42 protein-coding genes and 1 tRNA gene are annotated in these 25,263 nt (G+C 39.1%); 23 read left to right on the top strand and 20 right to left on the bottom strand.

Annotated features, from left to right (window positions below):
* Nucleotides 1-87 precede the first annotated feature (87 nt).
* From BN1226_RS06605 to bet, 7 genes are all read right to left on the bottom strand, one after another.
* Nucleotides 88-1,179 (bottom strand): site-specific integrase, encoded by a 1,092-nt coding sequence (locus BN1226_RS06605; protein WP_044470503.1) that lies wholly within the window; start codon nt 1,177-1,179, stop codon nt 88-90.
* Nucleotides 1,077-1,391, bottom strand: coding sequence for a hypothetical protein (locus BN1226_RS10895; RefSeq protein ID WP_077064997.1), 315 nt, complete (start codon nt 1,389-1,391; stop codon nt 1,077-1,079). Before BN1226_RS10895 ends, BN1226_RS06605 begins: the two co-directional genes overlap by 103 nt.
* 335 nt (nt 1,392-1,726) lie before the next feature.
* Nucleotides 1,727-2,044, bottom strand: coding sequence for a hypothetical protein (locus BN1226_RS06600; protein ID WP_044470502.1), 318 nt, complete (start codon nt 2,042-2,044; stop codon nt 1,727-1,729).
* Nucleotides 2,045-2,046: 2 nt separating this feature from the next.
* The gene (locus BN1226_RS06595) at nt 2,047-3,081 is read right to left on the bottom strand and encodes a hypothetical protein (RefSeq protein ID WP_044470501.1); all 1,035 of its coding nucleotides are present in this window, start codon (nt 3,079-3,081) and stop codon (nt 2,047-2,049) included.
* 58 nt (nt 3,082-3,139) lie between these two features.
* Nucleotides 3,140-3,349 (bottom strand): hypothetical protein, encoded by a 210-nt coding sequence (locus BN1226_RS06590; protein WP_044470500.1) that lies wholly within the window; start codon nt 3,347-3,349, stop codon nt 3,140-3,142.
* A complete protein-coding gene (locus tag BN1226_RS06585; RefSeq protein WP_044470499.1) occupies nt 3,342-3,959 on the bottom strand; it encodes a YqaJ viral recombinase family protein in 618 nt (205 codons plus the stop codon). Before BN1226_RS06585 ends, BN1226_RS06590 begins: the two co-directional genes overlap by 8 nt.
* Nucleotides 3,956-4,834: a phage recombination protein Bet gene (gene bet / locus BN1226_RS06580; RefSeq protein ID WP_044470498.1), complete on the bottom strand. Its 879-nt coding sequence runs from the start codon at nt 4,832-4,834 to the stop codon at nt 3,956-3,958. The genes BN1226_RS06585 and bet overlap by 4 nt, the downstream gene beginning before the upstream one ends.
* A 183-nt stretch (nt 4,835-5,017) precedes the next feature.
* On the opposite strand from bet, the gene BN1226_RS06575 reads away from it, so the two are divergent.
* Nucleotides 5,018-5,281 (top strand): hypothetical protein, encoded by a 264-nt coding sequence (locus BN1226_RS06575; protein ID WP_239384680.1) that lies wholly within the window; start codon nt 5,018-5,020, stop codon nt 5,279-5,281.
* Nucleotides 5,282-5,424: 143 nt separating this feature from the next.
* Here the strand turns inward: BN1226_RS06575 and BN1226_RS06570 are convergent, their stop codons facing one another.
* The 4 genes from BN1226_RS06570 to BN1226_RS06550 form a co-directional block, all read right to left on the bottom strand.
* Nucleotides 5,425-6,357 carry a hypothetical protein gene (locus tag BN1226_RS06570; RefSeq protein ID WP_044470497.1) on the bottom strand — a complete coding sequence of 311 codons (933 nt, stop codon included), beginning with the start codon at nt 6,355-6,357 and terminating at the stop codon, nt 5,425-5,427.
* The gene (locus BN1226_RS06565; RefSeq protein WP_044470496.1) at nt 6,357-6,596 is read right to left on the bottom strand and encodes a hypothetical protein; all 240 of its coding nucleotides are present in this window, start codon (nt 6,594-6,596) and stop codon (nt 6,357-6,359) included. The genes BN1226_RS06570 and BN1226_RS06565 overlap by 1 nt, the downstream gene beginning before the upstream one ends.
* A 238-nt stretch (nt 6,597-6,834) precedes the next feature.
* Entirely contained in the window at nt 6,835-7,086 is a 252-nt protein-coding gene (locus tag BN1226_RS06555; RefSeq protein WP_044470494.1) for a hypothetical protein, read from the bottom strand.
* A gap of 81 nt (nt 7,087-7,167) precedes the next feature.
* Nucleotides 7,168-7,243: transfer RNA gene (locus tag BN1226_RS06550), tRNA-Arg, on the bottom strand.
* A gap of 380 nt (nt 7,244-7,623) precedes the next feature.
* On the opposite strand from BN1226_RS06550, the gene BN1226_RS06545 reads away from it, so the two are divergent.
* Complete coding sequence (locus BN1226_RS06545) at nt 7,624-7,893, top strand: hypothetical protein (protein WP_044470493.1); 270 nt, start codon at nt 7,624-7,626, stop codon at nt 7,891-7,893.
* Here BN1226_RS06545 and BN1226_RS06540 read toward each other — a convergent pair whose 3' ends face one another.
* The 6 genes from BN1226_RS06540 to BN1226_RS06515 form a co-directional block, all read right to left on the bottom strand.
* The gene (locus BN1226_RS06540; RefSeq protein WP_239384678.1) at nt 7,894-8,172 is read right to left on the bottom strand and encodes a hypothetical protein; all 279 of its coding nucleotides are present in this window, start codon (nt 8,170-8,172) and stop codon (nt 7,894-7,896) included.
* Nucleotides 8,159-8,512, bottom strand: a complete 354-nt coding sequence (locus BN1226_RS06535) for a hypothetical protein (protein WP_239384676.1) — start codon at nt 8,510-8,512, stop codon at nt 8,159-8,161. Before BN1226_RS06535 ends, BN1226_RS06540 begins: the two co-directional genes overlap by 14 nt.
* 239 nt (nt 8,513-8,751) lie before the next feature.
* Nucleotides 8,752-9,012 carry a hypothetical protein gene (locus BN1226_RS06530; protein ID WP_044470492.1) on the bottom strand — a complete coding sequence of 87 codons (261 nt, stop codon included), beginning with the start codon at nt 9,010-9,012 and terminating at the stop codon, nt 8,752-8,754.
* 695 nt (nt 9,013-9,707) lie between these two features.
* Complete coding sequence (locus tag BN1226_RS06525; RefSeq protein ID WP_044470491.1) at nt 9,708-10,118, bottom strand: FlxA-like family protein; 411 nt, start codon at nt 10,116-10,118, stop codon at nt 9,708-9,710.
* A gap of 242 nt (nt 10,119-10,360) precedes the next feature.
* Nucleotides 10,361-11,377: an LAPAL motif-containing putative phage structural protein gene (locus BN1226_RS06520; protein ID WP_044470490.1), complete on the bottom strand. Its 1,017-nt coding sequence runs from the start codon at nt 11,375-11,377 to the stop codon at nt 10,361-10,363.
* 51 nt (nt 11,378-11,428) lie between these two features.
* Nucleotides 11,429-12,127, bottom strand: a complete 699-nt coding sequence (locus BN1226_RS06515) for a LexA family transcriptional regulator (protein WP_044470489.1) — start codon at nt 12,125-12,127, stop codon at nt 11,429-11,431.
* 110 nt (nt 12,128-12,237) lie between these two features.
* Here BN1226_RS06515 and BN1226_RS06510 point away from each other — a divergent pair, with 110 nt between their 5' ends.
* From BN1226_RS06510 to BN1226_RS06460, 11 genes are all read left to right on the top strand, one after another.
* Entirely contained in the window at nt 12,238-12,426 is a 189-nt protein-coding gene (locus BN1226_RS06510; RefSeq protein ID WP_005679233.1) for a transcriptional regulator, read from the top strand.
* Between the two features lie 48 nt (nt 12,427-12,474).
* Complete coding sequence (locus BN1226_RS06505; protein WP_044470488.1) at nt 12,475-12,918, top strand: YmfL family putative regulatory protein; 444 nt, start codon at nt 12,475-12,477, stop codon at nt 12,916-12,918.
* Nucleotides 12,919-12,973: 55 nt separating this feature from the next.
* Nucleotides 12,974-13,216 (top strand): helix-turn-helix domain-containing protein, encoded by a 243-nt coding sequence (locus BN1226_RS06500; protein ID WP_044470487.1) that lies wholly within the window; start codon nt 12,974-12,976, stop codon nt 13,214-13,216.
* 102 nt (nt 13,217-13,318) lie between these two features.
* Nucleotides 13,319-14,209: a hypothetical protein gene (locus BN1226_RS06495; protein WP_044470486.1), complete on the top strand. Its 891-nt coding sequence runs from the start codon at nt 13,319-13,321 to the stop codon at nt 14,207-14,209.
* Nucleotides 14,209-15,636 carry a replicative DNA helicase gene (locus BN1226_RS06490; protein ID WP_044470485.1) on the top strand — a complete coding sequence of 476 codons (1,428 nt, stop codon included), beginning with the start codon at nt 14,209-14,211 and terminating at the stop codon, nt 15,634-15,636. Before BN1226_RS06495 ends, BN1226_RS06490 begins: the two co-directional genes overlap by 1 nt.
* Before the next feature lie 59 nt (nt 15,637-15,695).
* The gene (locus BN1226_RS06485; protein WP_044470484.1) at nt 15,696-16,016 is read left to right on the top strand and encodes a hypothetical protein; all 321 of its coding nucleotides are present in this window, start codon (nt 15,696-15,698) and stop codon (nt 16,014-16,016) included.
* Nucleotides 16,006-16,455, top strand: coding sequence for a recombination protein NinB (locus BN1226_RS06480; protein ID WP_044470483.1), 450 nt, complete (start codon nt 16,006-16,008; stop codon nt 16,453-16,455). Before BN1226_RS06485 ends, BN1226_RS06480 begins: the two co-directional genes overlap by 11 nt.
* Nucleotides 16,452-16,676 (top strand): hypothetical protein, encoded by a 225-nt coding sequence (locus tag BN1226_RS06475; RefSeq protein ID WP_044470482.1) that lies wholly within the window; start codon nt 16,452-16,454, stop codon nt 16,674-16,676. Before BN1226_RS06480 ends, BN1226_RS06475 begins: the two co-directional genes overlap by 4 nt.
* Before the next feature lie 2 nt (nt 16,677-16,678).
* Nucleotides 16,679-16,963, top strand: a complete 285-nt coding sequence (locus tag BN1226_RS06470; protein ID WP_044470481.1) for a DUF1364 domain-containing protein — start codon at nt 16,679-16,681, stop codon at nt 16,961-16,963.
* Nucleotides 16,960-17,325, top strand: coding sequence for a RusA family crossover junction endodeoxyribonuclease (locus BN1226_RS06465; protein WP_044470480.1), 366 nt, complete (start codon nt 16,960-16,962; stop codon nt 17,323-17,325). Before BN1226_RS06470 ends, BN1226_RS06465 begins: the two co-directional genes overlap by 4 nt.
* Complete coding sequence (locus BN1226_RS06460; RefSeq protein WP_044470479.1) at nt 17,318-17,824, top strand: antiterminator Q family protein; 507 nt, start codon at nt 17,318-17,320, stop codon at nt 17,822-17,824. The genes BN1226_RS06465 and BN1226_RS06460 overlap by 8 nt, the downstream gene beginning before the upstream one ends.
* A 117-nt stretch (nt 17,825-17,941) precedes the next feature.
* On the opposite strand, the gene BN1226_RS06455 is transcribed toward BN1226_RS06460, so the two are convergent.
* Nucleotides 17,942-18,520, bottom strand: coding sequence for a hypothetical protein (locus tag BN1226_RS06455; protein WP_044470478.1), 579 nt, complete (start codon nt 18,518-18,520; stop codon nt 17,942-17,944).
* Between the two features lie 105 nt (nt 18,521-18,625).
* On the opposite strand from BN1226_RS06455, the gene BN1226_RS06450 reads away from it, so the two are divergent.
* The 6 genes from BN1226_RS06450 to BN1226_RS06430 all read left to right on the top strand — a co-directional run bounded on the left by BN1226_RS06450 (nt 18,626) and on the right by BN1226_RS06430 (nt 20,503).
* Entirely contained in the window at nt 18,626-18,853 is a 228-nt protein-coding gene (locus BN1226_RS06450; protein ID WP_044470477.1) for an HP1 family phage holin, read from the top strand.
* Between the two features lie 43 nt (nt 18,854-18,896).
* Nucleotides 18,897-19,367 carry a lysozyme gene (locus BN1226_RS06445; protein ID WP_082041914.1) on the top strand — a complete coding sequence of 157 codons (471 nt, stop codon included), beginning with the start codon at nt 18,897-18,899 and terminating at the stop codon, nt 19,365-19,367.
* A gap of 95 nt (nt 19,368-19,462) precedes the next feature.
* On the top strand, nt 19,463-19,813 hold the full coding sequence (locus tag BN1226_RS06440) for a DUF2570 family protein (protein WP_044470476.1): 351 nt from the start codon (nt 19,463-19,465) through the stop codon (nt 19,811-19,813).
* The gene (gene lysC, locus BN1226_RS10975; protein ID WP_082041912.1) at nt 19,719-20,000 is read left to right on the top strand and encodes an Rz1-like lysis system protein LysC; all 282 of its coding nucleotides are present in this window, start codon (nt 19,719-19,721) and stop codon (nt 19,998-20,000) included. Before BN1226_RS06440 ends, lysC begins: the two co-directional genes overlap by 95 nt.
* 1 nt (nt 20,001) lies before the next feature.
* Complete coding sequence (locus BN1226_RS06435; RefSeq protein ID WP_044470475.1) at nt 20,002-20,277, top strand: hypothetical protein; 276 nt, start codon at nt 20,002-20,004, stop codon at nt 20,275-20,277.
* Nucleotides 20,264-20,503, top strand: coding sequence for a hypothetical protein (locus BN1226_RS06430; RefSeq protein ID WP_044470474.1), 240 nt, complete (start codon nt 20,264-20,266; stop codon nt 20,501-20,503). The genes BN1226_RS06435 and BN1226_RS06430 overlap by 14 nt, the downstream gene beginning before the upstream one ends.
* Nucleotides 20,504-20,590: 87 nt before the next feature.
* Here the strand turns inward: BN1226_RS06430 and BN1226_RS06425 are convergent, their stop codons facing one another.
* The gene (locus BN1226_RS06425) at nt 20,591-20,959 is read right to left on the bottom strand and encodes a helix-turn-helix domain-containing protein (RefSeq protein WP_044470473.1); all 369 of its coding nucleotides are present in this window, start codon (nt 20,957-20,959) and stop codon (nt 20,591-20,593) included.
* Nucleotides 20,960-20,989: 30 nt separating this feature from the next.
* Nucleotides 20,990-21,250, bottom strand: a complete 261-nt coding sequence (locus BN1226_RS06420; protein ID WP_044470472.1) for a type II toxin-antitoxin system RelE family toxin — start codon at nt 21,248-21,250, stop codon at nt 20,990-20,992.
* Between the two features lie 275 nt (nt 21,251-21,525).
* On the opposite strand from BN1226_RS06420, the gene BN1226_RS06415 reads away from it, so the two are divergent.
* The 4 genes from BN1226_RS06415 (at nt 21,526) to BN1226_RS06400 (ending at nt 25,255) form a co-directional block, all read left to right on the top strand.
* Complete coding sequence (locus BN1226_RS06415) at nt 21,526-22,011, top strand: DUF1441 family protein (RefSeq protein ID WP_044470471.1); 486 nt, start codon at nt 21,526-21,528, stop codon at nt 22,009-22,011.
* Nucleotides 22,011-24,134 (top strand): phage terminase large subunit family protein, encoded by a 2,124-nt coding sequence (locus BN1226_RS06410; RefSeq protein WP_044470470.1) that lies wholly within the window; start codon nt 22,011-22,013, stop codon nt 24,132-24,134. The genes BN1226_RS06415 and BN1226_RS06410 overlap by 1 nt, the downstream gene beginning before the upstream one ends.
* Nucleotides 24,135-24,263: 129 nt before the next feature.
* Nucleotides 24,264-24,794, top strand: a complete 531-nt coding sequence (locus tag BN1226_RS06405; RefSeq protein WP_044470469.1) for a Rha family transcriptional regulator — start codon at nt 24,264-24,266, stop codon at nt 24,792-24,794.
* 242 nt (nt 24,795-25,036) lie between these two features.
* Entirely contained in the window at nt 25,037-25,255 is a 219-nt protein-coding gene (locus tag BN1226_RS06400) for a hypothetical protein (protein WP_044470468.1), read from the top strand.
* Nucleotides 25,256-25,263 lie beyond the last annotated feature (8 nt).

The raw sequence follows: 25,263 nt of genomic DNA, 5'->3' as shown, positions 1-25,263 counted from the left end.
GGTCTCCAAAACCGGGTGTTGGGAGTTCGAGCCTCTCCGCCCCTGCCATTTAGAAAATCCAATTGGCTGTAAGTTATCTCTTTAAAATCAGTAACTTACGGCTTTTTTATTGTGTGATATTTCTGTTGCTGTGTCATTTTCTGCTACCAATCCGAACCGATTTATCGCAGAGTGTTCCCAAAACGTTCCCACATTTGCGTAATTTAATAAGTGGCTTGCGTTAAGGTGAGCATAGCGTTTTACCATCTCAATCGTTTCCCAACCGCCTAACTCTTTCAATACCATTAGTGGTGTACCGTTTTGAACGTGCCAGCTTGCCCAGGTATGCCGTAAATCATGAAAGCGGAAATCACGTATATCTGCTTTCTTCAACGCTCGATAAAAATCGTGCCTGTCGATAACATTGATTAGTTTTCCTTTTCCACGGTGAAAAACAACGTTTGATACCATTTCATTTTGCTTTCGCTTTAATAGCAATATCGCATCTTTGCTTAGTGGAAGTGGTCTTGCTTTACCTGATTTTGCTATATCGCTAGTAACGATTGCGATATTTCTTGCAAAATCAATTTTGTCCCAGGTTAATGATAAAATTTCTGTCATTCTAGCTCCTGTCATTAAAGCAAATGAACAGACATCTTTCATCCATTCAAGATTCAGTGATTCGATTAAACGATTAGCTTCATCTTTTGTGATCCAGCGAATGCGAACTTTTGGCTCGGGATTTTTAGGTACATACGGCACACTATCAATCCAACCAGCTTTGTGTGCTAAGGATAAGACTCGCATTATTGATGTTCGATACCGGTTTTGAGTTGATGGAGAGAGTTTTTCTTGGGAGCTTGTTTTATGAGTTGGTAGATTGTTTAAAATATCATCAGTTGTTAAAGAGCGTAGTGTCCTGCCTGCTAGAGCGGTCCGCCAATATTCTGTATGGCGAATTTTCGTTTCAATATCCTTTTGCCCTTGAGATATTTCAAGAAATCGAATAAGAGCTTCTTCTATTGTTCGTTCAGGCTTTTTCTCAAGTTGATTGATTTTCCAAGCTTCATGTTTGAGTTTGTCGTGGTATTCTTGGGCTAATTTTTTTTCAGTCGTTTTAGCAGAGTGTCTAATTCTTTGACCGCTAGGTGTTCTGAAATCAATCCACCAGATACCATTCTGTTTTTTATAGATCGACATTTTTTATACTCCTTATCGCCGACCTGCATTTCTAGCCGACAAACATTATTTTGCTTTTTTCTATTTTTTTCAAGATCTGATTTATAAATTCGCCAAACTCGAGAGCCTTCCATTTGAAAGGCTCCCCAACGGTAGCGGTTGTTATAGACTGCACCGTAGCTCATATTTAATAACTTTGCGACTTGCTGTAACGAAAGAGCTTGATCATCCATATAACCTGCCTTATAAATATTTTTAATTTTTTAATTTTACAAAAGCCAACCAATGCGTTTTATTCTGTCGTCCGCTTTTGTGACCGTAGATAGGCTGGTATTCAATTACTTCTAAAATTTTTATATTCCTGGTGAAAAATTAACTGATATAAATAAAAACACTAACCAACAAAATGATGAATAAACCACTAGTAACAACGAGGATATTCATTGTTAATGGGATTATCCCTAGATACTCACCTGGGAGAATCTTTATGCCAAAATAGAGTAGCGATATTGCATAAGCAAGTAATGCTACTATTGATATAATGTCACTTGATGTCATTTATTTATCCCTATTTATTAACGATCGGCAATTCTAAAACATCATTTAATGGCTGTGGTGTAAGCGGTTCTTGTGGAATATTAAGACGTCCGCCTAGGGTGAAATAATTTGCTCCATCTTCCCAATGGTCTGCAAAATGAGCATTCCCATTTAAGATTTGTGTTTGTTTGGCATTAATCATTGTTAATGCGTAGAATTGACAGTTATCAATTTTTCCTTCTAACCATTTTTGAGCTACCGGTCTCATATTTTGAGCAAAAATTTCAGCTCCTTGAATGAAGTCGCCGTGAGTTTCTTCACGGCTTTGAATTAATTCGGTTGGGGTCATTGTTATTCTCCTAAAATTCTTGATTTAGCCACTTCAATAAGTAGCTGATATTCTCGCTTGGTTTTTTCGTCGTGGACCTCAGCAGATTTAGCTAAAAACTCTTCCACAGTACCAGTAAAACAGCCACGCGTCACAATTAATCCATCTTTACCATTGTAAACGGTTAATGTACCGTTTTCTCTTCCAACATTGCTTGCGGTGAAGATCATATTTTTCTCATATACCCAAGCATTCCCCCCCACTTCAGCATTTCCGTACACCCGAGCATTTCCGTACACCCGAGCATTTCCGTACACCCGAGCACCTCCGTACACCAGAGCATTTTCGTACACCCAAGCATTCCCCCCCACTTCAGCATCTCCGCACACTTCAGCATCTCCAAACACCCGAGCATTGTCACACACCCGAGCATTTCCGTACACCCGAGCATCTCCGTACACCCGAGCATTTTCGTACACCCAAGCATTCCCCCCCACTTCAGCATTTCCGTACACCCGAGCATTTTCGTACACCCAAGCATTCCCCCCCACTTCAGCATTTCCGTACACCCGAGCATTTTCGTACACCCGAGCATTTTCGTACACCCAAGCATTCCCCCCCACTTCAGCATCTCCAAACACCCGAGCATTTCCGCACACCAGAGCATTTCCGTACACCCGAGCATCTCCAAACACCAGAGCATTTCCGCACACCCGAGCATTTCCGTACACCCGAGCATTTCCGTACACCCGAGCATTTTCGTACACCCAAGCATTCCCCCCCACTTCAGCATTTTCTAACACCCGAGCATTTCCGTACACCCGAGCATTTCCGCACACCTGGGCATCTCCGCACACCCGAGCATTTCCGTACACCTGAGCATCTCCGTACACCCAAGCATTACCTGATTGATCTAAGTTTTTCTCATTTTCGATGTACCCACCAGGTGAGCCAGCTAATACCGAACCGAAAGAGATTAAGGCTTTAATTCGGTAGAGTGTTCTGCCGTTATGCTCGATTGCGTCATTTTGGAGTAATTCATATTTTTGTTCTGTCATTTTTTATTCCTTATAAATAAAAACTCACTTTTTAGGTGAGTCTTTATCTGTCAGTAGATTATAAAGTTGTTAATGGATCTGGACGCTTAAGTTCATCATTCTCAACTTTTCGCTCGTCTTGGGGGATATCAGGGTACTTAACCCATCCATATTCAAATGTTTCAATACCCCAAACAGTTCCATCATCACAAAGCGCTGTTGTGTAAGCAGATCTATCATAACCTTCTTGGGAGACGGAGTTGGAAATTTGAATAATTTTTCTAGCCATTTTTTAATGCCTTTAATGTTTTGATAAATTGTGGAATATATTCATCAAACGCCTTCATTAATTTTTCATCTCGCTGTGCGGTGTAAATATAAAGCGTTTGTTTTTGGTATTCTGGGCAGTAGCTAACAAAATCCCAGGTTTCATAACCGGTTACCCATAAGGCGGATTGCACCTGGATAATGTATTCATTCGGAACGCCACCTTCGATTAGGTATTTGATATGGGTTTTCATTTTGGGACATTTTATTTCTAATCCCTTTTTTAATTCAGGGATTAGCCCATCAGGACTTATCATCAGGTTTTTATCAGCATTAAGATACACACCGCCAACTTGCACTACATCACAATCTGTCTCAAACTCATAAGCCATTCTTGCTTGTGACTCAAGTAGATTGCCACGTTGCATATCACTTGATTTAAAGCTGTTTTCATCTAATCCTTCGATACTTTCTGCAACTAATTCAGCTAAATAATCCGTCCAAGCTCCTGATTTTTTACCGTTTGGAGTAACAATATTTGATATACCCGTAGCGGTCGGAATGCCTAACCTTGCGGTTAACCATTCCGTTGTTCCTTGTTCGCAATCCAAGGTAATTAGATCGCCTATCATAGTGGGATTTCCTCTCCAACATCATCAGGTTGTTGTGCTTGTTGCGTTTGTTTATCTAAACGATCACTCAATGTTTTAATAAAGTGATCAGCTTTGATTTTCGGTAACTGCTCAATACTTTTTACACCATAAAATGCAAAGGCTTTAGAGGTGTCTGTATTTGTTAAATCGATTAACTTAATGAGTTTCTCAATCTGTTCAGCCGTTGCGAGTTCTATGGATGTGGCTTCTACAACTATTGTTCCTGCTGGTTGAGTATTAATTTGTGGTTCTTCTGACATTTCATCTGCCGTCATTACACCACCTAATTCATCAGGAAATGCTTTTCGCAATGCACCTGCTTCCGCACATTTAGCTAGTTGCCCACGAGGGCGTTTACTCCACATTGCATTAACTCTATATTTTCCAGTTCTCTGTTTATTTTCCCAAATTTCCGTTATTGTACAGGCTTCTGTAAAGTATTCCGTGTGTGAGAATGCGCAGCGTTCCCCATTAATAAATCTATAAACTGTAACCTTACACCATTCAGGAGCTGTTACACCAAGATAGTCGATTTCATTTCCAAATACAGGTTCATCTAACCCTGCCATTTGCCCAGTGCGGAAAGCGGTAATACGTTGTTCATAAATACCAGGCATAATAACATCTCGCCAATTTTCATTGCCTGTTTCGGCATCTTTTACTTTCATTGGCACGATATGACAAGGTTTTTTCAAAATATCCATTTTTCTAGCTTTACAATAATCAATTGCTAGTAAAATACTTTCATCTTTAGCACCAGGGAAAACACTATTTTGTAATGTTGTCCATACAGCAATATCGATCTTACGCTCAGATAAGGCGGTTTGAATGTTGGTAGGTAAATTTGTTGTCATAATGAATCCTTATGGTTTAGATATATTGAGGAATGATTATCGATTAGATAAATCCATATAAGTATGGAACTAAGTTAAACAGTAAAACTACAACACATAACCAAAAGATAAAATTCATATCTTGATTGGTTTTAATTTTGTGTAAAATACGCTTAAGTCTGTTTTTCATTTAGGAAACCTTCAATGTTTAGTTTATTGCGTGATGTCTTAACCTTTGCAGCAATGTTTACAGGGATTTTATTTCCTGCAATCATTCATAAATACGACTTATCACTTGCCACACAAATCCAGTTGCTTAGTTTTGTTCCAGCTTTCTTTGTGTTGTGCCATTTCCTTATTAAGCGAAAATATCAACGTGATTTTGACAAACTTTCATATTTGTCTGCTGTCGTTTGCGTAGCAATGTGTGCAGGTGTTGGAGCATTTAGCCAATCAGAAATGATTTAGCTAGGCTTTAAAGTCGAGCGTGTTCTTGATTATGTAACCATCAAATTCTTACTTTACTTTTGGAGCTTGCTGTTATTACCAGTTGTGCTAAGAAAACTGTTTGGGAAAGATTAATTGGTTGTACTAAGTGGTGCTGTGTCAAATTATTTAGCCTTATTAAGTGAAACACAGTCCCCAAATTTTGCTTTAAGCTCACGGGCAACAATAACTGCGTTAGTTTGAGTGGTCTGATTTAAGCGAACGGTTATCACAAAATCATCTAATGGTTCTGTCGTTTCCGTTTTTGCAAAATTTTGTGAATTTTCGACCGCTTGTTTAGTTTCCATTTCATCAGCGATAGCTTTTGCTTCTGCTTGCACTTTTTCCGCTTCAGCTTTTGCCTCTTGTTCTGCTTTCGCTTTGATTTCGTCTTCAAGCTGTTCTTCTTCGGCAATACGTTGTTGGATAATTGGTGCAAGTTCATCTTGTGCTGCAATTAACTTCACGGCATCTGGGAAAAGGTAAGCCGATTTCGCATTAATCTGGTCTAATCGTTCTGTTAAACGTCCAATTTCTACAGACATTTCACTAATAATTGCTGTTACCTCTGCATTTACTGCTTTGGTTAAACTGTAAATCGTCCGCTTGTTCTTTTGAGCTTCTTCAACACGTTTGACAATGCTTGATTTTGGCATTGTTATTTCAAGCGCTAGCGATATTTCATTTATTTTTGCCAGCTTGCTACGAGTTTTTGTAATTTCTTCGATCGCTTTATCTGCGATCTGTTTTTTTATCTCTGATTCTTTATTTTTTACTAGCTTGTCACGATCTAATCGTTCTTGGCGAAAACGTTCAGCGATTTGTTCTGCAGTTATAATTAACTCTGCGATTTCGCCATTCTGTGTTTGTTTAATTGCTTCACGAATTTTTTTCTCAATGCTTTCTAACTCCTTCACTTCTTCCTTTGCTCTGGCAAAATCATCATCGGTTTCAAAGGTTTTTGTGAGTGTTGCAAGGTATTGATTAGCTTGCTTTTCAAAATCAGCAATATTTGTTGATACAACCTTGCTTTCGGTTGATAAAACAAGTTCTAACATTAAAATTCTCCTCTCTCATATTGTTTTGCAAGTTCTGCTCTTAAATGTTTTTCGACTTTTTCCCAATCTACGCAACATTCAAACCAGTCACGCTGGAAAATTTCTTCATCAGGTAATATTTCGCCGTTTTCCCATTCTTCGATCTTTTTATCGATCCATTTTTCTTTTTCGCTTGGTTCTTGAGGTAAGGCTTTATCATAAATGTGTTGAGCTTTTATAAAATCATTGACATTTGACATATACACACCTCTTATATAGATACCTTTTTGAGCTTTGGAACCAAGTCATAGATACAATTTATTTGATCTATATTTTTATTTAGCCAACGTAATGCGTTGGCTTTGCTATATGTTTTTTCGCTTTTATATTTGATTAATGGACCGCAATAGATAACGCCTTGATATTTTTTACATTCTTGATATTCAAAAAACTGAGCGCACCAAGAGCCATCTTTACTTACTGAGCTTGTTATCAGTCTCATTTTTTTATTCCATTAATGTAATTTTTAATGTAATTTTCTTGTTCTTCGGTGAGGTCTTTGGGAATGTTTCCGTTTGCCTCGATATAACGCATTTCAGCTTGTTGAATCATCTCTTGGGTTGGTGTTGGGTTTGGTTGAATAGCTAATACTGGGTGCGAACAACCAAGCCCGATCAAGCAAAAGAACACTAGCGTGATAAAGCCTATACTTGCTAATAAACCAATAAAAAATTGTTGAAATTTGGTCATTTTCTGTTTCCTTTTTAATCAATTTACTAAATTTAGGTTGAGCAAAACCGCCGCACGGTAATAATGCGGTTTAGGATGACTTGGCGACCGCGGAGAGATTTGAACTCTCAACTGATAACTTAGAAGGTTATTGCTCTATCCGTTGAGCTATGCGGTCTAAATCGGGGCAGGTGGGAGTCGAACCCACTTTGTAGCTATTACCTTCACCGTTAGTCATCTACCCCTAAACGTAACGTGTTCTATGCGGGTTATTAACCACATAAGTTACTCTGAACAATGGCTTGCCATATCGACAACTACGTTACCGCTTGTCGTTGCTTACAGTTCATTTCGCTGGATGGCTTTCACCATCTCAAACCGCTCTCTATTACATTCGCAGGTAAAAAAACAAGTGAGGTTATCGAGCTAACTCTTTGTTGAGAACGGTTTGAGGTGGTGGCTCTTTTTATACTTGTGAGTCACCGGGCCAAGTCCTCTTGTTTGCCACAACTTCGAGGAATATAATATTTCTGCCACAACTAACAGCGAGGAAATATTATGTTTAGAAATATGATTATTTCTTATGATTTAAGAAAACAAAAAGACTACAAAACATTAATTGAAGCCATTCAAAAGCTAGGACAAGCAAGCAAGGTTTTAGAGTCTGTTTGGTATGTTAGAACTGAATATACCGCCGTCCAAATTAGGGACTACCTCAAAAATCACATTGATAATGATGATGGGGTAGCTGTCTTTGATTGCTCAAATAATACTTGGGCGACATATGGCGCTAATGCCGAAAAAATGAAATCACTTTGGTGTTATTGATTAGTTATTTTTTCGGTATTTATCACCATTTTTCGTATCTAAAAGCTCTTCTGTAATACAGCCATCACTAAATTTATTGATGGCTGATATTGCTTGGCAAATCGCCATTTCCAGCCCCTCATAATATGGCGTTATAGAGACGGATTTTAATATTGCCTGTCTAATATCTTCTTTCTGTAATTCATCAATCGTTGAAGGTTGCACCTCAACCTCAAACTGCTCGTAATAATCGTCAGGATTATCAAAATCCCATACGGAGCCTCGTCTAATTTTTGCCATTGCGTTTTTCCTGTAAAAGTGCGGTCGTTTTTTCGAGATATTCTTGCGATTCTGCGGTTAAATTCGGCGGTGCATCACCAAATTCCGAGATCCATTCGGCTTTTGCCCTGCGTTCCCACTCCGCGCTGATTTGCTCGCTTACCGCGTTATTGTTGTAGTCGGTATCGACGGCAAGGGTAGGGCGTGAAAGGGATAGCCCAATTAGCGCAACACCCCAAACGCAAGCGGTAATCACTGCGCAAACAATCCAGTGTAGGTATTCATCAAGCCATTGGATGATTTGTTCTTTTCGGCTTGGATGTTGATTTAAAAGTGCGGTAGTAAAGCGTTGTTGTTTCATTTTTCACCTCAAAAAAAAGCCCTCCTTTTACGGAGGGCAAACCTAAGGAACCAATTTTATAGGTTGCATAAGTTTTAAGCCTTCATGCTCGGCTGTGGGGTTAAAGTTGGCTCTTGGAGGAGTTGCACCTCTGTTGTTTAAATAACAATACTTTTTAACAAACCTTATGGTTAATTAATTGCCGTTTCCGGCACCTGCTAATTCCCTTTGTCATTAGCAAACACAAGAGCCTTTGATATTTACAATTCCGTTGCTGAAAAGGTCATAAGATAATACGGACTCACCGAAAATTTCTTGCGATTATCGAAATCTCCATATACCCAGATAGTTATATTTATGTATTCGTTTTCATCGTACAATTCCCAGTCTTCGTAATTTGCTTTTGCTATATCGCAAATTACATCTTCAATATCTTCATTTCCATCAGCGGACCAATCTTCTCCGCAGTCTTGATGAATCGGATCGTCATACGCCATATATCGGTATAAAACTTCACTCATTGTTTAACCTCGTTTGTTTTATGTTTGCCATTTCAAAGCGCACTCTGTCTTGCATTTGACGCGTTCGCATGCTTAAAACTGTCGCTCTGCCGAATGCGCTTTGAAATTTACCGTCTCTCCGGTATGTCACGCCTTTAGCTAACGTTTGCTGTCTGTCGCTTTTCCATTTTTCACCAGTTTAAAAACAGACCAAAAACAGTGGTTCGGTTGCTTACGTTTAGCTATTCCCACCCATTGGCTTTGTTTGCATTTCCGTAAGCATTCACACCGCAATGTAAGTTTTCTCCATCCGTTCATCGCTATTTGCGATCCATCGGGATTGGCGTGTTATCACAACAAGACCATAAGTCACTTACTCCTAACTACTTATCGCTAATCAATCGGTGAGCTTTGTCATTCTCACTGCCGTCTTAACTGCGCTTAAGCGTTGGTCGATGTGTTTTTAATCGTATTGTTAAAGAGCAACTCAAAGTGTTTTGCTTTGATGTGGCTTATTCTACTTAAAGTAGATTTAATTGCAACTAAAAATCGCAAAAAAGTATAATTGTTTTCTATTTAAAGTAGTAAATATTTGATTTTTAATTGAATTTATTTTTGACTATTTGCTGAATTTGTGACCTAAATCACAAAATAGAGTGGTGGATAGGTAGGAGTGATGGATTTTGGGCAAAAGAAAACCGCCCGAAGGCGGTTGTTTAATTTAATTTGTTTAATAGATCTTGCATTGTATGGATAGAAACGCCAATCTGGGACTGTATATTAATATGCTCGCTTAATCTTTTTTTCAATTTATTCAAATCTTCTTCCGTGAGTAAATCACTGTTGGCTTGAATTTGTTTTTTTAAATTTTTTATGCTGTTCTTTATATTTTTATTCATTCTAAGTATTTCTGGGCTTGTGCCAAATCGTCCTACAAATAAAGCTACACAGAAACTAAGAATCGGCGTCACTAAGGGGGCTGCAAGGTTAGCTATTTCAACCAAATGGGGAAGATTGGGAGTAATGTAAAATTTTATGATAAGCGAAAGAAAAAGCCCAATTCCTGCGGTATAAGAACCATATTCAAGCATTGAGAAAGGCTTTGTGACTGCATTTTGTTCAGCCATTACTTTCCTCGCTGCGTTTAATTTCTCTTAATTGTTCAATGATAGAATCTCTTGTCGATATTCTTATTGATTTAGAGCCAACCAAATTCCCATTATGATAATGGTTGATGGTGATTTTATGATATGGGTTTAAAATACTACCAAGATAAAATGATAAGATTTTTAGTAAACGAGAAAGTACGGGGGTGCATAAAAGCACCCCTATAAAAAAAGCTAATTCGTTGATATGCTCAACAAGCAAACTAATTAATCTTTCCATTATCAGAGATAATACGCCGCTCTTCTGGGGCTAAATGATGTTTAACTTTGGTTATAGTATAGTGTTCTTTTGTTTCATAACCTAGCATTTTTATTGTTTTGTTCATTGTTACAGTGAACAAATCGCCTTTCTTGAAACTGGCAATGTTCTCATTTATTTTTTTAATAAAATCCTCGTCAGTAATTTCAACCGGGTAAGAGTGATTGCCGTAAGTCATTTCCCACCCTTTACTGCCTTTAAAGCTTACTGTAAGTAGTGCGATTGTTGTTTCTAATATCTCAACCCTTTCTTTTGGATCGTTGATTTTCATCTTTTGAATCGTTCTTATTTCTTCCGGTTCCAACTTAACTAATATCTCTCTTGAGTCTTCAGATGAGTCAGGTGTTTTGATGGAATTTCCAGCCAATATTTTAAATGCCGGTTTTATGTTCCCTTCAAGAGGTGAGGACACCAGTGTTTTTATATTCTCACGAATATCTTTATTGGCTAATAACTTAGCTATGTTTTTATCTGATTTGATTTCTTTTCCATCAACACTTAAAGTTGCAACATCACTGTTATCATTGGTATGAATACCAATTACAGTTTCTCCTTTGGTGTCATTAATCGCATCAAATATGGTCTTTCCTAAGTTAGACACACTTTTTCTTGATTTTACGCTGGCGTAACCCAATCCAATGTATGGTAATACATCTATAACCTGTGTGGCCATATTATAAATATCAATTCCAAAAACAACCTCAAGGGAACCTTCCTGTGCTGGTGTTTCTACAAAAACGCCAAGGCTCTTGCGTCTGCCCGGATTTAATAACTTATCTGATTTTTCAATCAGATCATGCATTGCTATTATAGCCTTTCCAAGCTCTCTCGCATTCATGCGGTGATTTTCTAAATCTCGACTATCCGAATCATATGATAAAGTAATAAACTCAGTTCTAACTACCTTTCGTTGCTTAGGTTGTTTTTTATTATCCGGCAAACTCTTAGCTTTATCTGTCATATTTTTTCCTTAGGTTGGTTGTTATAGATCAACAATATCCAGTGTTAGTTTCTATAGTAAAACTGAATACCAAAAGACTTTCCCAATGACTGATATATCTTGCATGTCTGCTATCTCATCCGGATGTTCTTCGCTGTTGTAACTACGTATTTTCACTTGTTCATTTGGCATATTGTAGAGTAGTTTTATGCGCAACAAGCCGCCGTGATTGATAGCGTATATCTTGCCGTCTCGGATTGTCTTATTGCCCAAATCAATTCCCACCGTTGTTCCATCCGGAATAACCGGCTCCATTGAATTTCCATCAGCAATCACACATACCGCATTTTCGTACTGTACGCCTTGTTTACGTAGTGTTGCTTTGGAAAAACGCAATTTGAAGTTGTTATAGTCCTCTATGTCATCAGCAAAGCCGTTTCCGGCAGCAAGCTTAATATCTTGATAAAATGGGACTGCGTATTCATCGCTATTTAGTGGAGTATTGCGATCCCATAAGTCGAATGAACCAACGTCTTTCACATTAGAAGTTACTTGATTTTCTAAAGAATCGGCTGTTCCGTATTTCAAATGAGCAGGGCTAACTCCAAAGTATTTCGCCATAGCTTCAATTTTTTTATCTCTCGGAGTCGCAGTGCCCAAAGTGTAACGTCTAGCCATTTCATAAGTTACGCCAATAGCTTTTTGTAAATCCACAATATTCTTGCCTTGTTTAGCCATTAATTCATTAAGCCGGCTTGCTAAATCTGTCATAGAGACTCCTTTATTCTACTAAAGGTAGAAGATACAAAATTAAAATAGTTGATTCAATTCTATTTTTAGTAGTAGAATGGCTCTACTTTAAATAGAATTAAGAGGTTAAAATGCTACCAATCGAAAAAGCTTATGAAATCGTGGGCGGTATTTCGGCTATGGCTCGACATTTCAATCTTACCCCTTGGGCTGTTTCCAAGTGGCGTGAAAAAGTTCCTGCGGAACGTTGCGCAAAGATTGAAGAGCTTACCGCTGGAAAAGTTAAGAAATCCGAATTACGCCCTGATTTGTGGGATTAATTTACCAACCTTTACCCAAAAGAAAACCATAAAAACAAGGCAAAAATTATGGCAATGAAGAAAGTCATTATCGAAATGATTGAGAACATACCGGGCGGTAAAAGTGCGGTAGCTGGATTTCTTGGTTTCAGCGAAGCCGAATTAAATAACCGCTTATACCAAACCAAAGGACAACGGTTTAAAGATGAGGAATTAATTGCGATCCAAAACGAATTTGGATTAACGGATTACACGGACGAATTATGCCGTATTGCTGGTGGTGCATTTGTAAAAGTGCCACCAAAAGATGCATTAGATAATACAGAGTTATCTTGCCGTCAAGTTAGCGAGATTGCGGCTCGTGGATTGTTGTATTCGGCATTAGATCAAGCGATGAAAGACGGCGAAATCACAGCAGCGGAAGAAGACAAAATTCGCTCTGCATTAAGCAAACATTTATCAGCAACAGTAAATTCAATCGAATTAACTATTGCACTTTATAAACGACAATAAAAAACCACCGTGGGAGCGGTGGTCTTAAAAATCACTTAACGAAAGGTATTATCAAATGATTTATACAAATGTTAATCCAAACGAAAGCCAAAGTCAAACACAGAATCAGATGATTTTGGCAGCACTTTTAAACGGCGAAAGACTAACGCATCTTATCGCAGAACAACGTTTTCGTTGCTTGCGTCTTGGCGCACGTATCTATGATTTAAAACAACGAGGACACAATATTCAACGCCGCATGGTGACAGTGGCGAGTGGTAAACGTGTTGCTGAATATTTTATGAGTGAGGTGGCGTGATGAGACGCTTTAATCAGCCTATACGCATTGATGTGTTATTAGCGATTTATTACAGAGAAGTTATTTTAAAACGATTAAGCAAACTGGATGAGGAGATTTTTAATGAGTAAGTTATTAATAAATGAAGCACCTTTACAAGTGCTACCTTCTCTTGCTGTGGCTATCGGTTTGAATGAGGCTATTTTTATTCAGCAGCTACATTACTATTTAGATATGAGCCGTAACGAAGCTGAAGGTAAAAAATGGATCTACAACACATTAGAAAACTGGCAAAAGATTTTTAAATTTTGGTCTCCTAGAACAGTGCAAAGAACCATTAAAAATGTTGAAGAAATGGGGTTGGTTGTTTCAACTGACAAATTCAACAAAATGAAAATGGATAAAACAAAATGGTACTCAATCGACTATGAAAAACTGACTGAAATCGAAGCACAAATTCAAGTGATTGAGGTTAGCCAAAATGACCAAATGTCATTTAGCCAAAATGATTCCTCCAGTTGGTCAAATTGTCTTACTCCATTTAGCCAAAATGACCAAATGTCATTTAGCCAAAATGACCAAAGCAATAACCAAAGAATTAAGAGATCTATAACAAAGAATAATACCCCCTTACCCCCTAAAGGGGAATCTGCTAACGCAGACGTGATAAATACGGAAGATTTTCCTGAAGATAAAAAAAATACTTCTCAAAAATCAAAATCAGAAAAAATTGATTATCAAGCAGTTGTTGATTTATACAACAAAATCAACAAAGAGACAGGCTCAAGATTATCTCAAGCTGTAACGTTAAACGATAAACGAAAACGGGATATTAAAAAATTTCTGAAAGAACTCAAAGAACCTACGCTTGATTGTGTTGAAGCTTATTTCGAAACGTTCTTTGAGGAATTAAAACCATTCCACACTGGAGATAATAATCGTGGATGGAAAGCAACGTTTGATTATGCAATACGACCAGATACAGTGTTAAAAGTTCGGGAGGGTAATTTGTAATGAATCTCCAATTGATCCCTTACAACGAACAAGCAGAACAATCTGTACTTGGTGCTTTGATGATTGATGCTACTGGCAAAGTTGCTAATAACGTTTTTGCAAAACTCAAGGCAGAAAGTTTTTATATTGCGGCGCATCAACGTATTTTTGCAGAAATGCAAGCATTAGCAAAATTAAACAGACCGATTGATCTTTTAACGGTCGAAAGTCGTTTAAGCAGTATGGGAATTATCAATGATGTTGGTGGTTTAGCTTACCTTGCCGAAATTGCTAAAAATACACCAAGCGTAGCCAACGCGAGTTCTTATGCTGATGTTGTGCGAGATAATGCCATTAAACGTTTTGCATTAGCAAAAATCCAGGATTGTACGACCGCACTTTTGGAGCGTTCAGCGTTAAGCACGGAAGATCGCCTTGATGTGATTTCTAAAATGATGAGTCAAATTGCAGATTATGGTCGTGCGGGAAAACAAAACGGATTACGCCGTGCAACTGATATTGCAAATGAGTGGTTGGATGAGTGGGAAATGCGAAAAATGCAACCTGAACGCGTAGCGGGACTTTCGACAGGAGTCGAAGAATTAGATCGCTTATTAGGCGCGAAAAAACTCGTGAAACAATCCCTTGTCGTGATTGGTGCGCGTCCGAAAGTTGGTAAAACCGCATTATTTTCCACTATCGCTGTGAATTGCGTGCTTAATGAGCGTAAAACAGCCTTACTATTCAGCCTTGAGATGTCCGCTAAATTAATTTTTGAGCGTATGTTTATGCAGCGCGGTAATGTCAAAGCCAGTGCATTCTACGAAGACGAAAATCAGCTCCTCAACATGGGGATAAACGTTGATGCAGAAATCAATAAAGGCACGATTGCAATTGGTGAGTTAATCCAAGACGACTTGTTATTTATTGATGATACGCCAGCGGTTTCAGTGGCGCATATTCGCAACGAATGCAGACGCATTAAACGTGAGCGTGGTGAAATCGGATTGATTGCTGTTGATTATCTCACGCTCATGAAAACAGAAGAAGCAGAGCGCAATGATTTAGCCTACGGAAACATCACCAAAGAATTAAAAAATCTTGCGCGAGAAATGGATTGTGTCGTGTTACTGCTCACTCAATTAAACCGTCAGTTAGAAAGCCGTGGGGATAAACGACCATTACCTTCTGATAGCCGTGATACAGGGCAAATTGAACAAGAGTGCGATTATTGGTTAGGTCTTTACCGTGAATACGTTTACAACGATAAAGCCGATCCGACACTCACCGAAATTCATTTACGATTGAATCGCCATGGTTCAACGGGGAAAATCTACGTTGATCAAAGAGATGGCGCGATTTTCAACTGTGACCAGATTGACGCTAAACGACGCGCTGAAACTGGCAAGCTTGAGCCAAAGAAAACAAGACAGAGTAAGGATTTTTAAAATGACAGATTTTGTACAACGTTCAGTAAGTTTAGATTTTATTAAAAAGGTTGGTGGATATGGAAATTAAATCATTTAGCTTTGTTAAGTTAGTGGTAGATTCTCTAGTGATTACTGGATTTATTATAGCGGCATTAAATCATAATGAACCGATTTTAAATGTCTTCATCTGGGTGTTTTGGACGTTCTCTACACTTTCTTTTTTGTCTGCATTTGCCATTAAAAACAAAGATTGGAGTAGAGCAAGAGCTAACCAGTCAATTTATAGCGAGTTAGCGATAAGTTTAGCCCTTGTGTATTTTGGCTATCCTGTTTTAGCGACATTTTCATTGGTTGCGGCACTTTTATTATCTGGAGCTAAAGCAGTAGATGAATATTAAACAAAAATTTTTTATTCGCAGTGAAGCGGTACGTAGCAACGCTAAAGCGCTAATTGATAAATTGCCACTACCAGGAGTCATTGACGGGAAAAAAGTGATCAAGCCGTATGTGGTGGAAATTAAACCAATGACACGTACGCTTGAGCAAAATTCAAAACTACACGCCATGCTTACGGATATTAGCCAACAAGTCCAATTTAAGGGACGCTGGCTGAATGTGGAGCAATGGAAAATGATTATGGTATCAGCTCACGCAGTGGCAACAGGAAAAGGCGTAGATATGGAAATTGGGTTAGAAGGCGAACTGATCAACCTGCGAGAAAGTACGGCAGGAATGGGTGTGAAGCGATTAGCAAGTTTAATCGAATATTTGACCGTTTGGGGTATAGAAAATGGCGTACATTTCAATGATAAATTAAATTTTTGGGGGCATAAATGAACATGGTACTTTTTATGGTTATCTTGGCGGCAATCTTCCTTATTGCTGTTTTTACTGATGGTGTCACTGGCGTATTTGTTGCACTGTTATGTGGTGTTTGCTTTATTTGTGGGCTTTTAGTTTATCGAGATATTGTAGTTGATAAAACAAAGAACGCTGAGCTAATGGAAGTCGACGGAAAATACTACGAAATCAAATACGTTAAAGACAAGGCGGAATAAATATGGTGGACTTACGCAAAGAAGCAAAAGGTAGAGAGTGTCAAGTTAGATTACCTGGTATTTGTAATCATAATCCTGAAACAACGGTATTAGCTCACTATCGTATGGCTGGTTTAAATGGCGTCGGTCAAAAGCCTGATGATATTTTCGGGGCGTGGGCTTGCGACTGCTGCCACGCAGAAATAGATCGAAGGACACGCAAAATGGATACCGAATTTGTGCGATTAGCCCATGCTGAAGGTGTTATGCGCACGCAACAAATTTTAAGACGCGAGGGCAAGCTATGAGTGATTGGCTAGAGATTGCATTACCTTACCCTCCGTCCGTTAATCACTACTGGAAACATACGAGAAGCGGTAGACATTACATTTCAAAGGCTGGCAGAGAGTTTAAACGTATTGCGACTGAAGTTTGTAAACAGTTCGATCCGTTTGAAAGTGCGGTCGAAATTAAGATAGAAATCTACTTTCCCGATAACCGCGCACGCGACCTAGATAACTTACCCAAAGGCATTTTTGATAGTCTTGTCGGAGCAGGTTTAATCAAAGACGATAACCGAACTGTTATTCGCAAATATTCTATCGAAGAAAAAGGCGTTATCGCAAAAGGAAGAACAATCATCAAAATTAAAGGAATAACGAATGCGTAAATTCAGTGAATTAAAACTCAACTCACAGCAAGAAGAATTTGTTGATGAATGGATGTATAAATGGGGGGCTTGGGTGCGCAGTGGACGAATTGATAAATCACAACTCAATATTATCGCTAAATTGATGCAATCTACCATTCCTGCCGAGCCAAGCGAGCCGATGTGCGATGATGAAACAGGTATGATGATTAGTCAGATGGTGGAACAATTCTTCGCGAAAAATGACCGCACTTTACACTTCATTGTGTTTGCGTACTATGTAAATAAGCGGACCGTGAACTTTATCGCAACCAAGATGCGTGAAAAATACGGTGCAGTCATAATGCAACCCTGTGCTGGTAAATCGAATGTAAGAGTGCCAAGTCTTAAAACAATTAAACGAAATGTTGAAAAGGAATTAGATTTAGCAAAATCCATAATTCACGAATTGTTGGTAACTGGCTTCGTTCTTCTGCGAACTGGTAAAGAAAAAGCAAAAAATATCAAAATAACATATTGACGAACGTGTCATCTTGTCCTATTATTTCAATATATGGTGGTCGTCGTGTAAGTGATGTTCGCCGAGTGAATTTTATAGCCCTGATTGGTTTTCCAGTCGGGGCTTTTTTGTTGGTGGTTATGATGGAACGACAAGATACTGAGTTAAGAAACGATGTAAAATATCAAGAAAAACCTCAAGATCTTGATGTTGATAACTACCAGCCTGAAAGTATAACAAGGTGCGTTCTTCGCTCTCGAAATAACGGAAAGGACGGTACCTCCATTCGAAATGGTTTGCCGCGATTGGGATGGCTTGAAGCGGCACACCAAATGCTTTAGATAAGACTTCTTTATTTTCATTTAGATAATTGATGAGCTTTTCATCCAGTGTAAGTGAAAAGTTTTTATTATTGGCAATATTTATTTCTCTGAAAGAAAATTCTAAATAACAGTATGAAACTTCATTTTCTGCATAATTAGCCCAATAACCACATCCTAAGGTCATGTATGGGCTTTCTGGTGCATTTAAATCTACCAATAATTTTCTTAACATTGGAGAATATTTTAATTCAGGGATGTTTTCTATCATTTCATGGTGGGTTATTAAATCAAATCCACCAGTATTTGGTGCAGGTGTATCTGTTTCAGAAAGGCTTTCTCCAGGTTGATAAGGAAATTTATAAAAGCCATCTTCAATTTCATCTAACTGAATCATTTTAAACCTCTGTTATTTTATTGCGTGAAAACTTTATCTTAACAGAACTTTATGCCTACTGTAACAGGTGGGCTTTTTTATTACCTCGAATAAGCGGGGTGGGGTATGAAAATGCTAAAAGATATGCCTGTAGAATCGCAAGCCTGGGGGTGGATTACTGCGCTCTTTGGTATGTTTACGCTAACAGAATGGTCAATCGTGATTGGTATTGTGGTTACGATTTGTAATTTTTATCGTGAATCAAGGTATAAAAAACGGATGCTTGAACTTGAGGAAATTCGAGCGGGGATTAGAGATAAGCATGGCAAGGTGATTGATAGTGGCGATAAATAAGAAAGTGATTTTATGCTCTGTTGCTGCAATTATCGGTATTGTTATGGTTAATTACAATAATGCAATCCGTACAACTGAGCGTGGGCTATCTATTATTGGTAACTCCGAAAGTTGTCGCCGTGATCCGTATAAATGCCCTGCGAATATATTAACTGTTGGCGTTGGGAGTACGGCTGCTGGTGGCGAGCCAATCAATCCAAAGAAACGCTACACAGATAATGAAATTGCTCAACGTTGGGTTAAGGATATTCAGACCGCCGAGCAGTGTGTCAATCGTTTTGCTAACGGTAAAAAATTGCCATTGTCGGTATTTGAAGCATTGACATCAATCACGTTTAATGTGGGGTGTGATGCCGTGCGTAATTCCACGATGTTTACAAAAGCAAGAACGGGGGAATTGGATTCTGTGTGTAATCAGTTTCCACGCTGGGTTTATGCTGGCGGTAAAAAATTAAGTGGGCTTGTTATTCGTCGCGAGAAAGAAAAAGCCTTGTGCTTTTCCGACTTGCGTTAAGGATTAGTAGCGCGGTTATGGGACTAAGTAAATCAGATGGCGAAAGCGTAAACGAAAGAGCCTAAACCGCGCGGCTATTTAATTAAGGTGATGATATGGGTATTGGCGATAGTTTAACTAAATTATTTTGGTTATGTGTAGTTTGTGTGTTGGCGGTTGCGTTTGGGCTGTGCGGTTGGATTTATCATCAATCAAACAAGATTGATGTTCTTAACGCCGAGATTGAAACGCATAAGCAAACCATCACTACGCAAAGCAGCACAATCAAACAGCTAAAAGCAGACGCAGAATACAATAAACAGCTAACGCTTGAACTAAGTAAGGCTGAATCGGACGCAAGGAGTAAATCAGATGCAGTTATCAAATCTATTCCAAAACAAACCAAAGCAAGTGCAGCTTTTAATGCTGACGCTCCTCGCAATGTTGTTGAGTTCCTGCGCGAGTAAGCCTGATGTCACTGCTTGCCCGCAATTTCCCGCTGCATTTACTGCGCATTTAGACAAGACGGCGTTTGACGGCCGCACCTACGGCGATGTGACACAGTATGCAGTAATCCTTAAGCGCGAACGTGATATGTGTTTAAACCGTATCGACAAAATCCGCGAATGGCAGAAAGAAGAATTGAGCAAATAACATGTTACTGCCTAAATCAAAAAAGAAATTATTAAAAGAGGGATACACTCACTATGGTAAGTTGTGGGGTATCCCTATTTATATTGGCAATATAGATAGCGAAGCGCCAATAATTCAGACTGCGAATTTTATCCCTCAGAGGGTTTTAGATATCGCTGATGAGATTTGCTTTTTCATGCTTAGTATTAAGTATAGAGATGACCCGTATTATAATCCCGTTTACCCTATATATGTGGGCAAACCTATTACTTTAGGTGGTAAAGATGGAAATAAATAAAGGTGATATTGTTAAATTGCGTAATGGTCAGTTATGCAATGTGGTATATGAAACACAGTTCGGCAAGTGGTTGCTGGTTGAGTGTACGCATATGGAAGAACCACCATTAACACACTGGCACAATTCCGACGGTAGCTTTTATGCTGATGACGTTAGCCCGTTAGATGTGGTTGAAGTGGTTGGCATGGTGGAATTGCCTATTGTGGATATGGGAAAAGAACAATGATTGGTGGTGATGATAACTGTGGCTGATATTGCTATTGATTGTACGTGATACATCATAGGTAATAAGGGGGAGATCTCCCCTTTTATGCTAAAGTGTGAGTTGTTCTGGTTTGCACTGATAAACTTTTGCTAATCGCTCACAGGTTTTTTGTTGTGGTTTAGAGCCTTTTTTTTCAGCTTGAGAAATAGAGGATTGTGTTAGTCCTGTTTTATCTGCTACCTCGTATTGTGATAGTCCTCGATAGACACGCCATGATGCAAGTAAGCTAATATCTTGTTCAAACATGATGTTAATCACTTCATTAGGTATGGTTTCATTATCTGTGGCATCGGATAAATAAGGTACATCTTTGTATTCTGATGCATCATCAAGAGCGACTAATCTATTAAATTCTTCTATAGGTAGTACTACAAATTGTGGATTACCTTTTATATCGTTAATGTATTGTAAGTTCATTTTTCTTCCTTAAAAGGGGTTGCTCCCTTTTTAATATGTTGTTGATGTTCTGCGCTTAACCATTTGGATATTAATTATTGTTGGCTCACCGTGGATTATTTCAAATAAGATTCGGTAATCTCCAACTCTTAATCTATATTGGTTATTTTCGCTCTTCATTTTTTTTAAATCTAATGTGACGTTTGGAAATTCTTTTAATTCATTGACTTTATTTCTTATTGCTGTCACATACCTTTGGTCTATTGCAAGTAACTGTTTAAGTGCTTTCTTAGTCCAGTATATCTGATTCATTTAATCTCCTTGATTAAACAAGTTTCTTTTAATGATTAGATAATAAGATATTTTTTCTATATTGTCAATTAGCAATTAGTAAATAATCTAATTTTATTTAAATTAATTTATTGTAAACCTAATTATCTAATTATTAAAAGGTACTCCTGAGGGGGTATCCTATTCCGCGGGGTTGTGGCAGCGCGGATTTCGGCAGTTTTTTTAGTTTCTAGGCATCATCATCTTTTTATGCGATGCCTGTTGGTGGTTGATTTTTATTACTAGGATTTGAGTTTATGGATAATCTACATGATATCAAGTTAAATATAAATCAGATCGCCGAACTCACTGGATTACACCGCCAAACCGTATCACAACGAACAGCTGGGTTGACTCCAGCTATCGGGAGTAATAGTAAATTAAAGCTTTATTCTTTGCGCGATTTGATATTAACAGGACTCACGGAGAAGATGTCAGCAGATGTTGACAGATTATCACCAGTAGAGCGTCGAGCTTGGTATCAATCTGAAAACGAGCGACTACGCTTTGAGCGTGAGACTGGCGAGCTAATCCCCGCCAGTGAAGTTGCATTAGAAATGGGGACAATGGCGAAAGCCGTCGTCCAAACTTTAGAGACGTTACCAGATATTTTAGAGCGTGACTGTGGATTACAGCCTAAAGATTTGATTCGCGTCCAACAGGTGATTGATGATATACGCGACCAAATGGCGCTACATATTCAACAAAGCGAAACAGATATTACGAATGGAGAAGACGAATAATGTTTGCGTCAGCGAAAGACATCCGCTGCGACATGGCGAGCGCAATCAAGGCACCACGCCGAATGAAAGTCTCCGAAGCAGTAGCGGAATATATGCGTGTGCCTGTTGGTGGTGGTAACTCCGTTAAGTGGGATAAAAACACTGCTGCCTATATGTTAGAGCCAATGGACTGTCTTAATAGCCGTGAATATGATGCCGTGATTTTTGTTGGCCCTGCCCGAACGGGAAAAACCATCGGCTTAATTGACGGCTGGATCACCTATTCCATTATTTGCGATCCGTCGGATTTCCTACTGGTACAACTCACCCAAGAAAAAGCCAGCGAACATAGCCGTAAAAGATTAGATCGCACTTTCCGCTGTTCGCCCGAAATCACCAAACGGCTCAGTCCACGCAAAAATGACAACAATGTCCACGACAAGTATTTCCGAGCGGGTAACTTACTTAAAATCGGTTGGCCCTCAATCAATGTTTTGTCATCGTCCGATTACAAATTCGTTGCCTTAACCGACTATGACCGCTGGCCAGATGATATAGACGGTGAGGGTGACGGCTTTTCGCTTGCGAGCAAACGTACAACAACATTTATGAGTGCAGGCATGACGCTTGTCGAAAGCTCACCAGGTAAGGATATTGTTGATCTCAAACATCAACCGAAAACGACACATGAAGCACCGCCTACAACAGGTATTTTAAGTCTGTATAACCGCGGTGATCGCCGTCGGTTTTACTGGCAGTGTCCAGATTGTGGCGAATATTTTGAGCCATCCATGGCAAATATGACGGGCTATCGTGATGATACCGATTATGTCAAAGCGAGCGAAAAGGCGCGCTTACAATGCCCGCATTGCCAAGCCTTAATCTCACCCGAACGCAAGCGAGAATTAAATATCAGTGGTGTGTGGCTGAAAGACGGTCAACGTATTGACAAAAACGGCAAGATCTCAGGTGAGCCAAGAAATTCTCGAATTGCCAGCTTTTGGCTAGAAGGTCCTGCGGCAGCCTATCAGACTTGGTCGCAGTTGATTTATAAATTGCTCAACGCTGAACATGAGTATGAGATGACTGGGAGCGAAGAAACCCTAAAAGCGGTAACCAATACGGACTGGGGGTTGCCGTATCTCCCTCGCTCAGCCCTTGAACAGCGCCGAGCCGATGAACTCATGGAGCGTCGCGAAGAAGCGAGCAAGGATAACAAAACAATCCCAGCACAATGCCGCTTTTTAATTGCCGCGGTGGACGTACAGGGCGGTAAAAATCGCCGATTTGTCGTCCAAATCGTTGGTTATGGCGAAAATGGTGAACGCTGGTTGATTGACCGCTACAACATCTCGCACACCTTGCCTGATGAAGACGGAGTCGTGGAACAAATCGATCCACGAATACCCGAAGACTGGGGGTTTTTGGTCAGCGATGTACTCAATAAGCAGTACAAACTCGCCACAAACGAAAACCACTTAATGCCAATCTTGGCAATGGCTGTTGATAGTGGCGGTGAAGATGGTGTCACCGACAACGCCTATAAATTTTGGCGCAAATGTCGTCGTGACGGTTTGGCAAAAAAAGTCTATTTGGTTAAAGGTGATTCAACCAAACGCCAAAAGCTGATCACAAAAACCTATCCCGATAATACCAATCGTTCTGATCGCCACGCATCAGCACGTGGTGATGTACCGTTGTATCTGTTGCAGACAGACTATTTAAAAGACCGCATCAACAATGCGCTATCTCGTGATAGCGTCGGCACAAACTACATCCATTTCCCCGATTGGATCGGGGAATGGTTTTTTAACGAGTTGGTCTACGAAGAGCGCGGCGCGGACGGCAAGTGGCGAAAACCTGGTAAAGGCAACAACGAAGCCTTTGACTTGTTTTGCTATGCGCACGCCATCGCCATTTTACGCGGATATGAGCGGATCAAATGGGGAGACGAAAAAGACGTGCCAAGTTGGGCGCAGTTGCCTGATGTAAATGCAAATATCATCCGAAATTCGACCGCACTTTCTGTTGAATCAAAACTTGATGGAGAACAGCCTGAACAAGTTAAACCAACCCCACAAAAGCAAACTAATCCTAAGAATAGCTGGCTTAGTGGTGGTGGAAAAACAGGCGGATGGCTTTAAATTAATTTCCTGAACAGCTTTAAATCGTGAGTTTACGAGCCTGTAATAAGGTAGGATTGTTGCGGTAATACAACCCGATCAGAGATGGTCGGGTTTTTTATTATCTAAATTTTAAAAGGATTATTTTATATGCAACTAGCAAACCCAGAAAATTTTAAACAATTTGTACAAATTAAAAATCATCAAACTGTGACTACATCAGAAATTGTAGCAAAGGTATTTGGTAAGCAACATAATCATGTTATGCGTGATATTCGACAATTATTAGAAAATTGTGTAGATGATGATTTTACAAAATCCAATTTTGGACTTTGTTTTAAAAACAATGAGTTACAGAATGGTAAGCCACAACCTTACTATGAATTAACTAAAAATGGCTTTATGCTTTTAGTTATGGGATATAAATCTAAAAAGGCAATGGGAATTAAAATTTCTTATATTAAAGCCTTTGATTATATGGCAGAAGAATTAGCCAAAGGTGGAAAAACATTACTTGAACAGTATTATCAACTGCTAGGCGAACACAAAGCCGAAAAACAGCTTGCGAGCTTTTGTGGTAAAGCCTTGAATGAATGGAAAGGCAAAAAGCCAGTATTGGAAGGTGTAATCCGCATTATGGAAGATAAAATGCAAATTGAATTGCCGCTATTGACAGCTTAGAATTTGAGTAGTAGTATCTCTTTCAAGGTCTCAAAAGCCTTATTAAACAGCGGTAATTCACCCCGTCAGCGTGATTTTTTTGTACCTGCAGAAAAGTGCGGTCAAAAACAAACAAATTTTTATCAATGGTCGGCAGTGCGAAGAATACAATACCGCAAGGGAATAATTCCGCCTGACTGTTTACAGGTTTTGAGCTGCCGACCGCCCGATTTATCGGGTTATCCATCAAAAGGAATAAACAGATGACAACTCAAAATTCTACTATTCAAACTACCGATTCTTACGACCGTCTTACCGTCGCTACACAACAACTTCGGGCATTACTTGCTTTGTTGCAAGATCAGGGCTGTGATTTGAACACAGGCTTTAATCTGCCGCATAAATTTATCATCAATACGATTGAATTAGCGGAAAGTTTAGCCGAAGAAGTCGAAGCCTTAATTCCACAAGCGTGTAAATAAGGAGGATA

This window comes from Mannheimia massilioguelmaensis, assembly GCF_000940515.1.
Lineage (GTDB): Bacteria > Pseudomonadota > Gammaproteobacteria > Enterobacterales > Pasteurellaceae > Basfia > Basfia bettyae.
This window is presented reverse-complemented; position numbering and strand designations above follow the sequence as displayed.

Coding starts and splice junctions, on each gene's coding strand:
- bet (WP_044470498.1), bottom strand. CDS start 4,834: ATGACAACAAATTTACCTACCAACATTCAAACCGCCTTATCTGAGCGT.
- BN1226_RS06500 (WP_044470487.1), top strand. CDS start 12,974: ATGATTTATACAAATGTTAATCCAAACGAAAGCCAAAGTCAAACACAG.
- BN1226_RS06450 (WP_044470477.1), top strand. CDS start 18,626: ATGAAAATGCTAAAAGATATGCCTGTAGAATCGCAAGCCTGGGGGTGG.
- BN1226_RS06575 (WP_239384680.1), top strand. CDS start 5,018: ATGTTTAGTTTATTGCGTGATGTCTTAACCTTTGCAGCAATGTTTACA.
- BN1226_RS06585 (WP_044470499.1), bottom strand. CDS start 3,959: ATGATAGGCGATCTAATTACCTTGGATTGCGAACAAGGAACAACGGAA.
- BN1226_RS06405 (WP_044470469.1), top strand. CDS start 24,264: ATGCAACTAGCAAACCCAGAAAATTTTAAACAATTTGTACAAATTAAA.
- BN1226_RS06535 (WP_239384676.1), bottom strand. CDS start 8,512: ATGAAACAACAACGCTTTACTACCGCACTTTTAAATCAACATCCAAGC.
- lysC (WP_082041912.1), top strand. CDS start 19,719: ATGCAGTTATCAAATCTATTCCAAAACAAACCAAAGCAAGTGCAGCTT.
- BN1226_RS06520 (WP_044470490.1), bottom strand. CDS start 11,377: ATGACAGATAAAGCTAAGAGTTTGCCGGATAATAAAAAACAACCTAAG.
- BN1226_RS06505 (WP_044470488.1), top strand. CDS start 12,475: ATGGCAATGAAGAAAGTCATTATCGAAATGATTGAGAACATACCGGGC.
- BN1226_RS06455 (WP_044470478.1), bottom strand. CDS start 18,520: ATGATTCAGTTAGATGAAATTGAAGATGGCTTTTATAAATTTCCTTAT.
- BN1226_RS06495 (WP_044470486.1), top strand. CDS start 13,319: ATGAGTAAGTTATTAATAAATGAAGCACCTTTACAAGTGCTACCTTCT.
- BN1226_RS06480 (WP_044470483.1), top strand. CDS start 16,006: ATGAATATTAAACAAAAATTTTTTATTCGCAGTGAAGCGGTACGTAGC.
- BN1226_RS06430 (WP_044470474.1), top strand. CDS start 20,264: ATGGAAATAAATAAAGGTGATATTGTTAAATTGCGTAATGGTCAGTTA.
- BN1226_RS06415 (WP_044470471.1), top strand. CDS start 21,526: ATGGATAATCTACATGATATCAAGTTAAATATAAATCAGATCGCCGAA.
- BN1226_RS06545 (WP_044470493.1), top strand. CDS start 7,624: ATGTTTAGAAATATGATTATTTCTTATGATTTAAGAAAACAAAAAGAC.
- BN1226_RS06435 (WP_044470475.1), top strand. CDS start 20,002: ATGTTACTGCCTAAATCAAAAAAGAAATTATTAAAAGAGGGATACACT.
- BN1226_RS06565 (WP_044470496.1), bottom strand. CDS start 6,596: ATGTCAAATGTCAATGATTTTATAAAAGCTCAACACATTTATGATAAA.
- BN1226_RS06515 (WP_044470489.1), bottom strand. CDS start 12,127: ATGACAGATTTAGCAAGCCGGCTTAATGAATTAATGGCTAAACAAGGC.
- BN1226_RS06425 (WP_044470473.1), bottom strand. CDS start 20,959: ATGAACTTACAATACATTAACGATATAAAAGGTAATCCACAATTTGTA.
- BN1226_RS06400 (WP_044470468.1), top strand. CDS start 25,037: ATGACAACTCAAAATTCTACTATTCAAACTACCGATTCTTACGACCGT.
- BN1226_RS06465 (WP_044470480.1), top strand. CDS start 16,960: ATGAGTGATTGGCTAGAGATTGCATTACCTTACCCTCCGTCCGTTAAT.
- BN1226_RS06460 (WP_044470479.1), top strand. CDS start 17,318: ATGCGTAAATTCAGTGAATTAAAACTCAACTCACAGCAAGAAGAATTT.
- BN1226_RS06485 (WP_044470484.1), top strand. CDS start 15,696: ATGGAAATTAAATCATTTAGCTTTGTTAAGTTAGTGGTAGATTCTCTA.
- BN1226_RS06605 (WP_044470503.1), bottom strand. CDS start 1,179: ATGTCGATCTATAAAAAACAGAATGGTATCTGGTGGATTGATTTCAGA.
- BN1226_RS06440 (WP_044470476.1), top strand. CDS start 19,463: ATGGGTATTGGCGATAGTTTAACTAAATTATTTTGGTTATGTGTAGTT.
- BN1226_RS06555 (WP_044470494.1), bottom strand. CDS start 7,086: ATGACCAAATTTCAACAATTTTTTATTGGTTTATTAGCAAGTATAGGC.
- BN1226_RS06600 (WP_044470502.1), bottom strand. CDS start 2,044: ATGACCCCAACCGAATTAATTCAAAGCCGTGAAGAAACTCACGGCGAC.
- BN1226_RS06510 (WP_005679233.1), top strand. CDS start 12,238: ATGCTACCAATCGAAAAAGCTTATGAAATCGTGGGCGGTATTTCGGCT.
- BN1226_RS06475 (WP_044470482.1), top strand. CDS start 16,452: ATGAACATGGTACTTTTTATGGTTATCTTGGCGGCAATCTTCCTTATT.
- BN1226_RS06590 (WP_044470500.1), bottom strand. CDS start 3,349: ATGGCTAGAAAAATTATTCAAATTTCCAACTCCGTCTCCCAAGAAGGT.
- BN1226_RS10895 (WP_077064997.1), bottom strand. CDS start 1,391: ATGGATGATCAAGCTCTTTCGTTACAGCAAGTCGCAAAGTTATTAAAT.
- BN1226_RS06595 (WP_044470501.1), bottom strand. CDS start 3,081: ATGACAGAACAAAAATATGAATTACTCCAAAATGACGCAATCGAGCAT.
- BN1226_RS06525 (WP_044470491.1), bottom strand. CDS start 10,118: ATGGCTGAACAAAATGCAGTCACAAAGCCTTTCTCAATGCTTGAATAT.
- BN1226_RS06410 (WP_044470470.1), top strand. CDS start 22,011: ATGTTTGCGTCAGCGAAAGACATCCGCTGCGACATGGCGAGCGCAATC.
- BN1226_RS06540 (WP_239384678.1), bottom strand. CDS start 8,172: ATGGCAAAAATTAGACGAGGCTCCGTATGGGATTTTGATAATCCTGAC.
- BN1226_RS06530 (WP_044470492.1), bottom strand. CDS start 9,012: ATGAGTGAAGTTTTATACCGATATATGGCGTATGACGATCCGATTCAT.
- BN1226_RS06445 (WP_082041914.1), top strand. CDS start 18,897: ATGGTTAATTACAATAATGCAATCCGTACAACTGAGCGTGGGCTATCT.
- BN1226_RS06490 (WP_044470485.1), top strand. CDS start 14,209: ATGAATCTCCAATTGATCCCTTACAACGAACAAGCAGAACAATCTGTA.
- BN1226_RS06420 (WP_044470472.1), bottom strand. CDS start 21,250: ATGAATCAGATATACTGGACTAAGAAAGCACTTAAACAGTTACTTGCA.
- BN1226_RS06570 (WP_044470497.1), bottom strand. CDS start 6,357: ATGTTAGAACTTGTTTTATCAACCGAAAGCAAGGTTGTATCAACAAAT.
- BN1226_RS06470 (WP_044470481.1), top strand. CDS start 16,679: ATGGTGGACTTACGCAAAGAAGCAAAAGGTAGAGAGTGTCAAGTTAGA.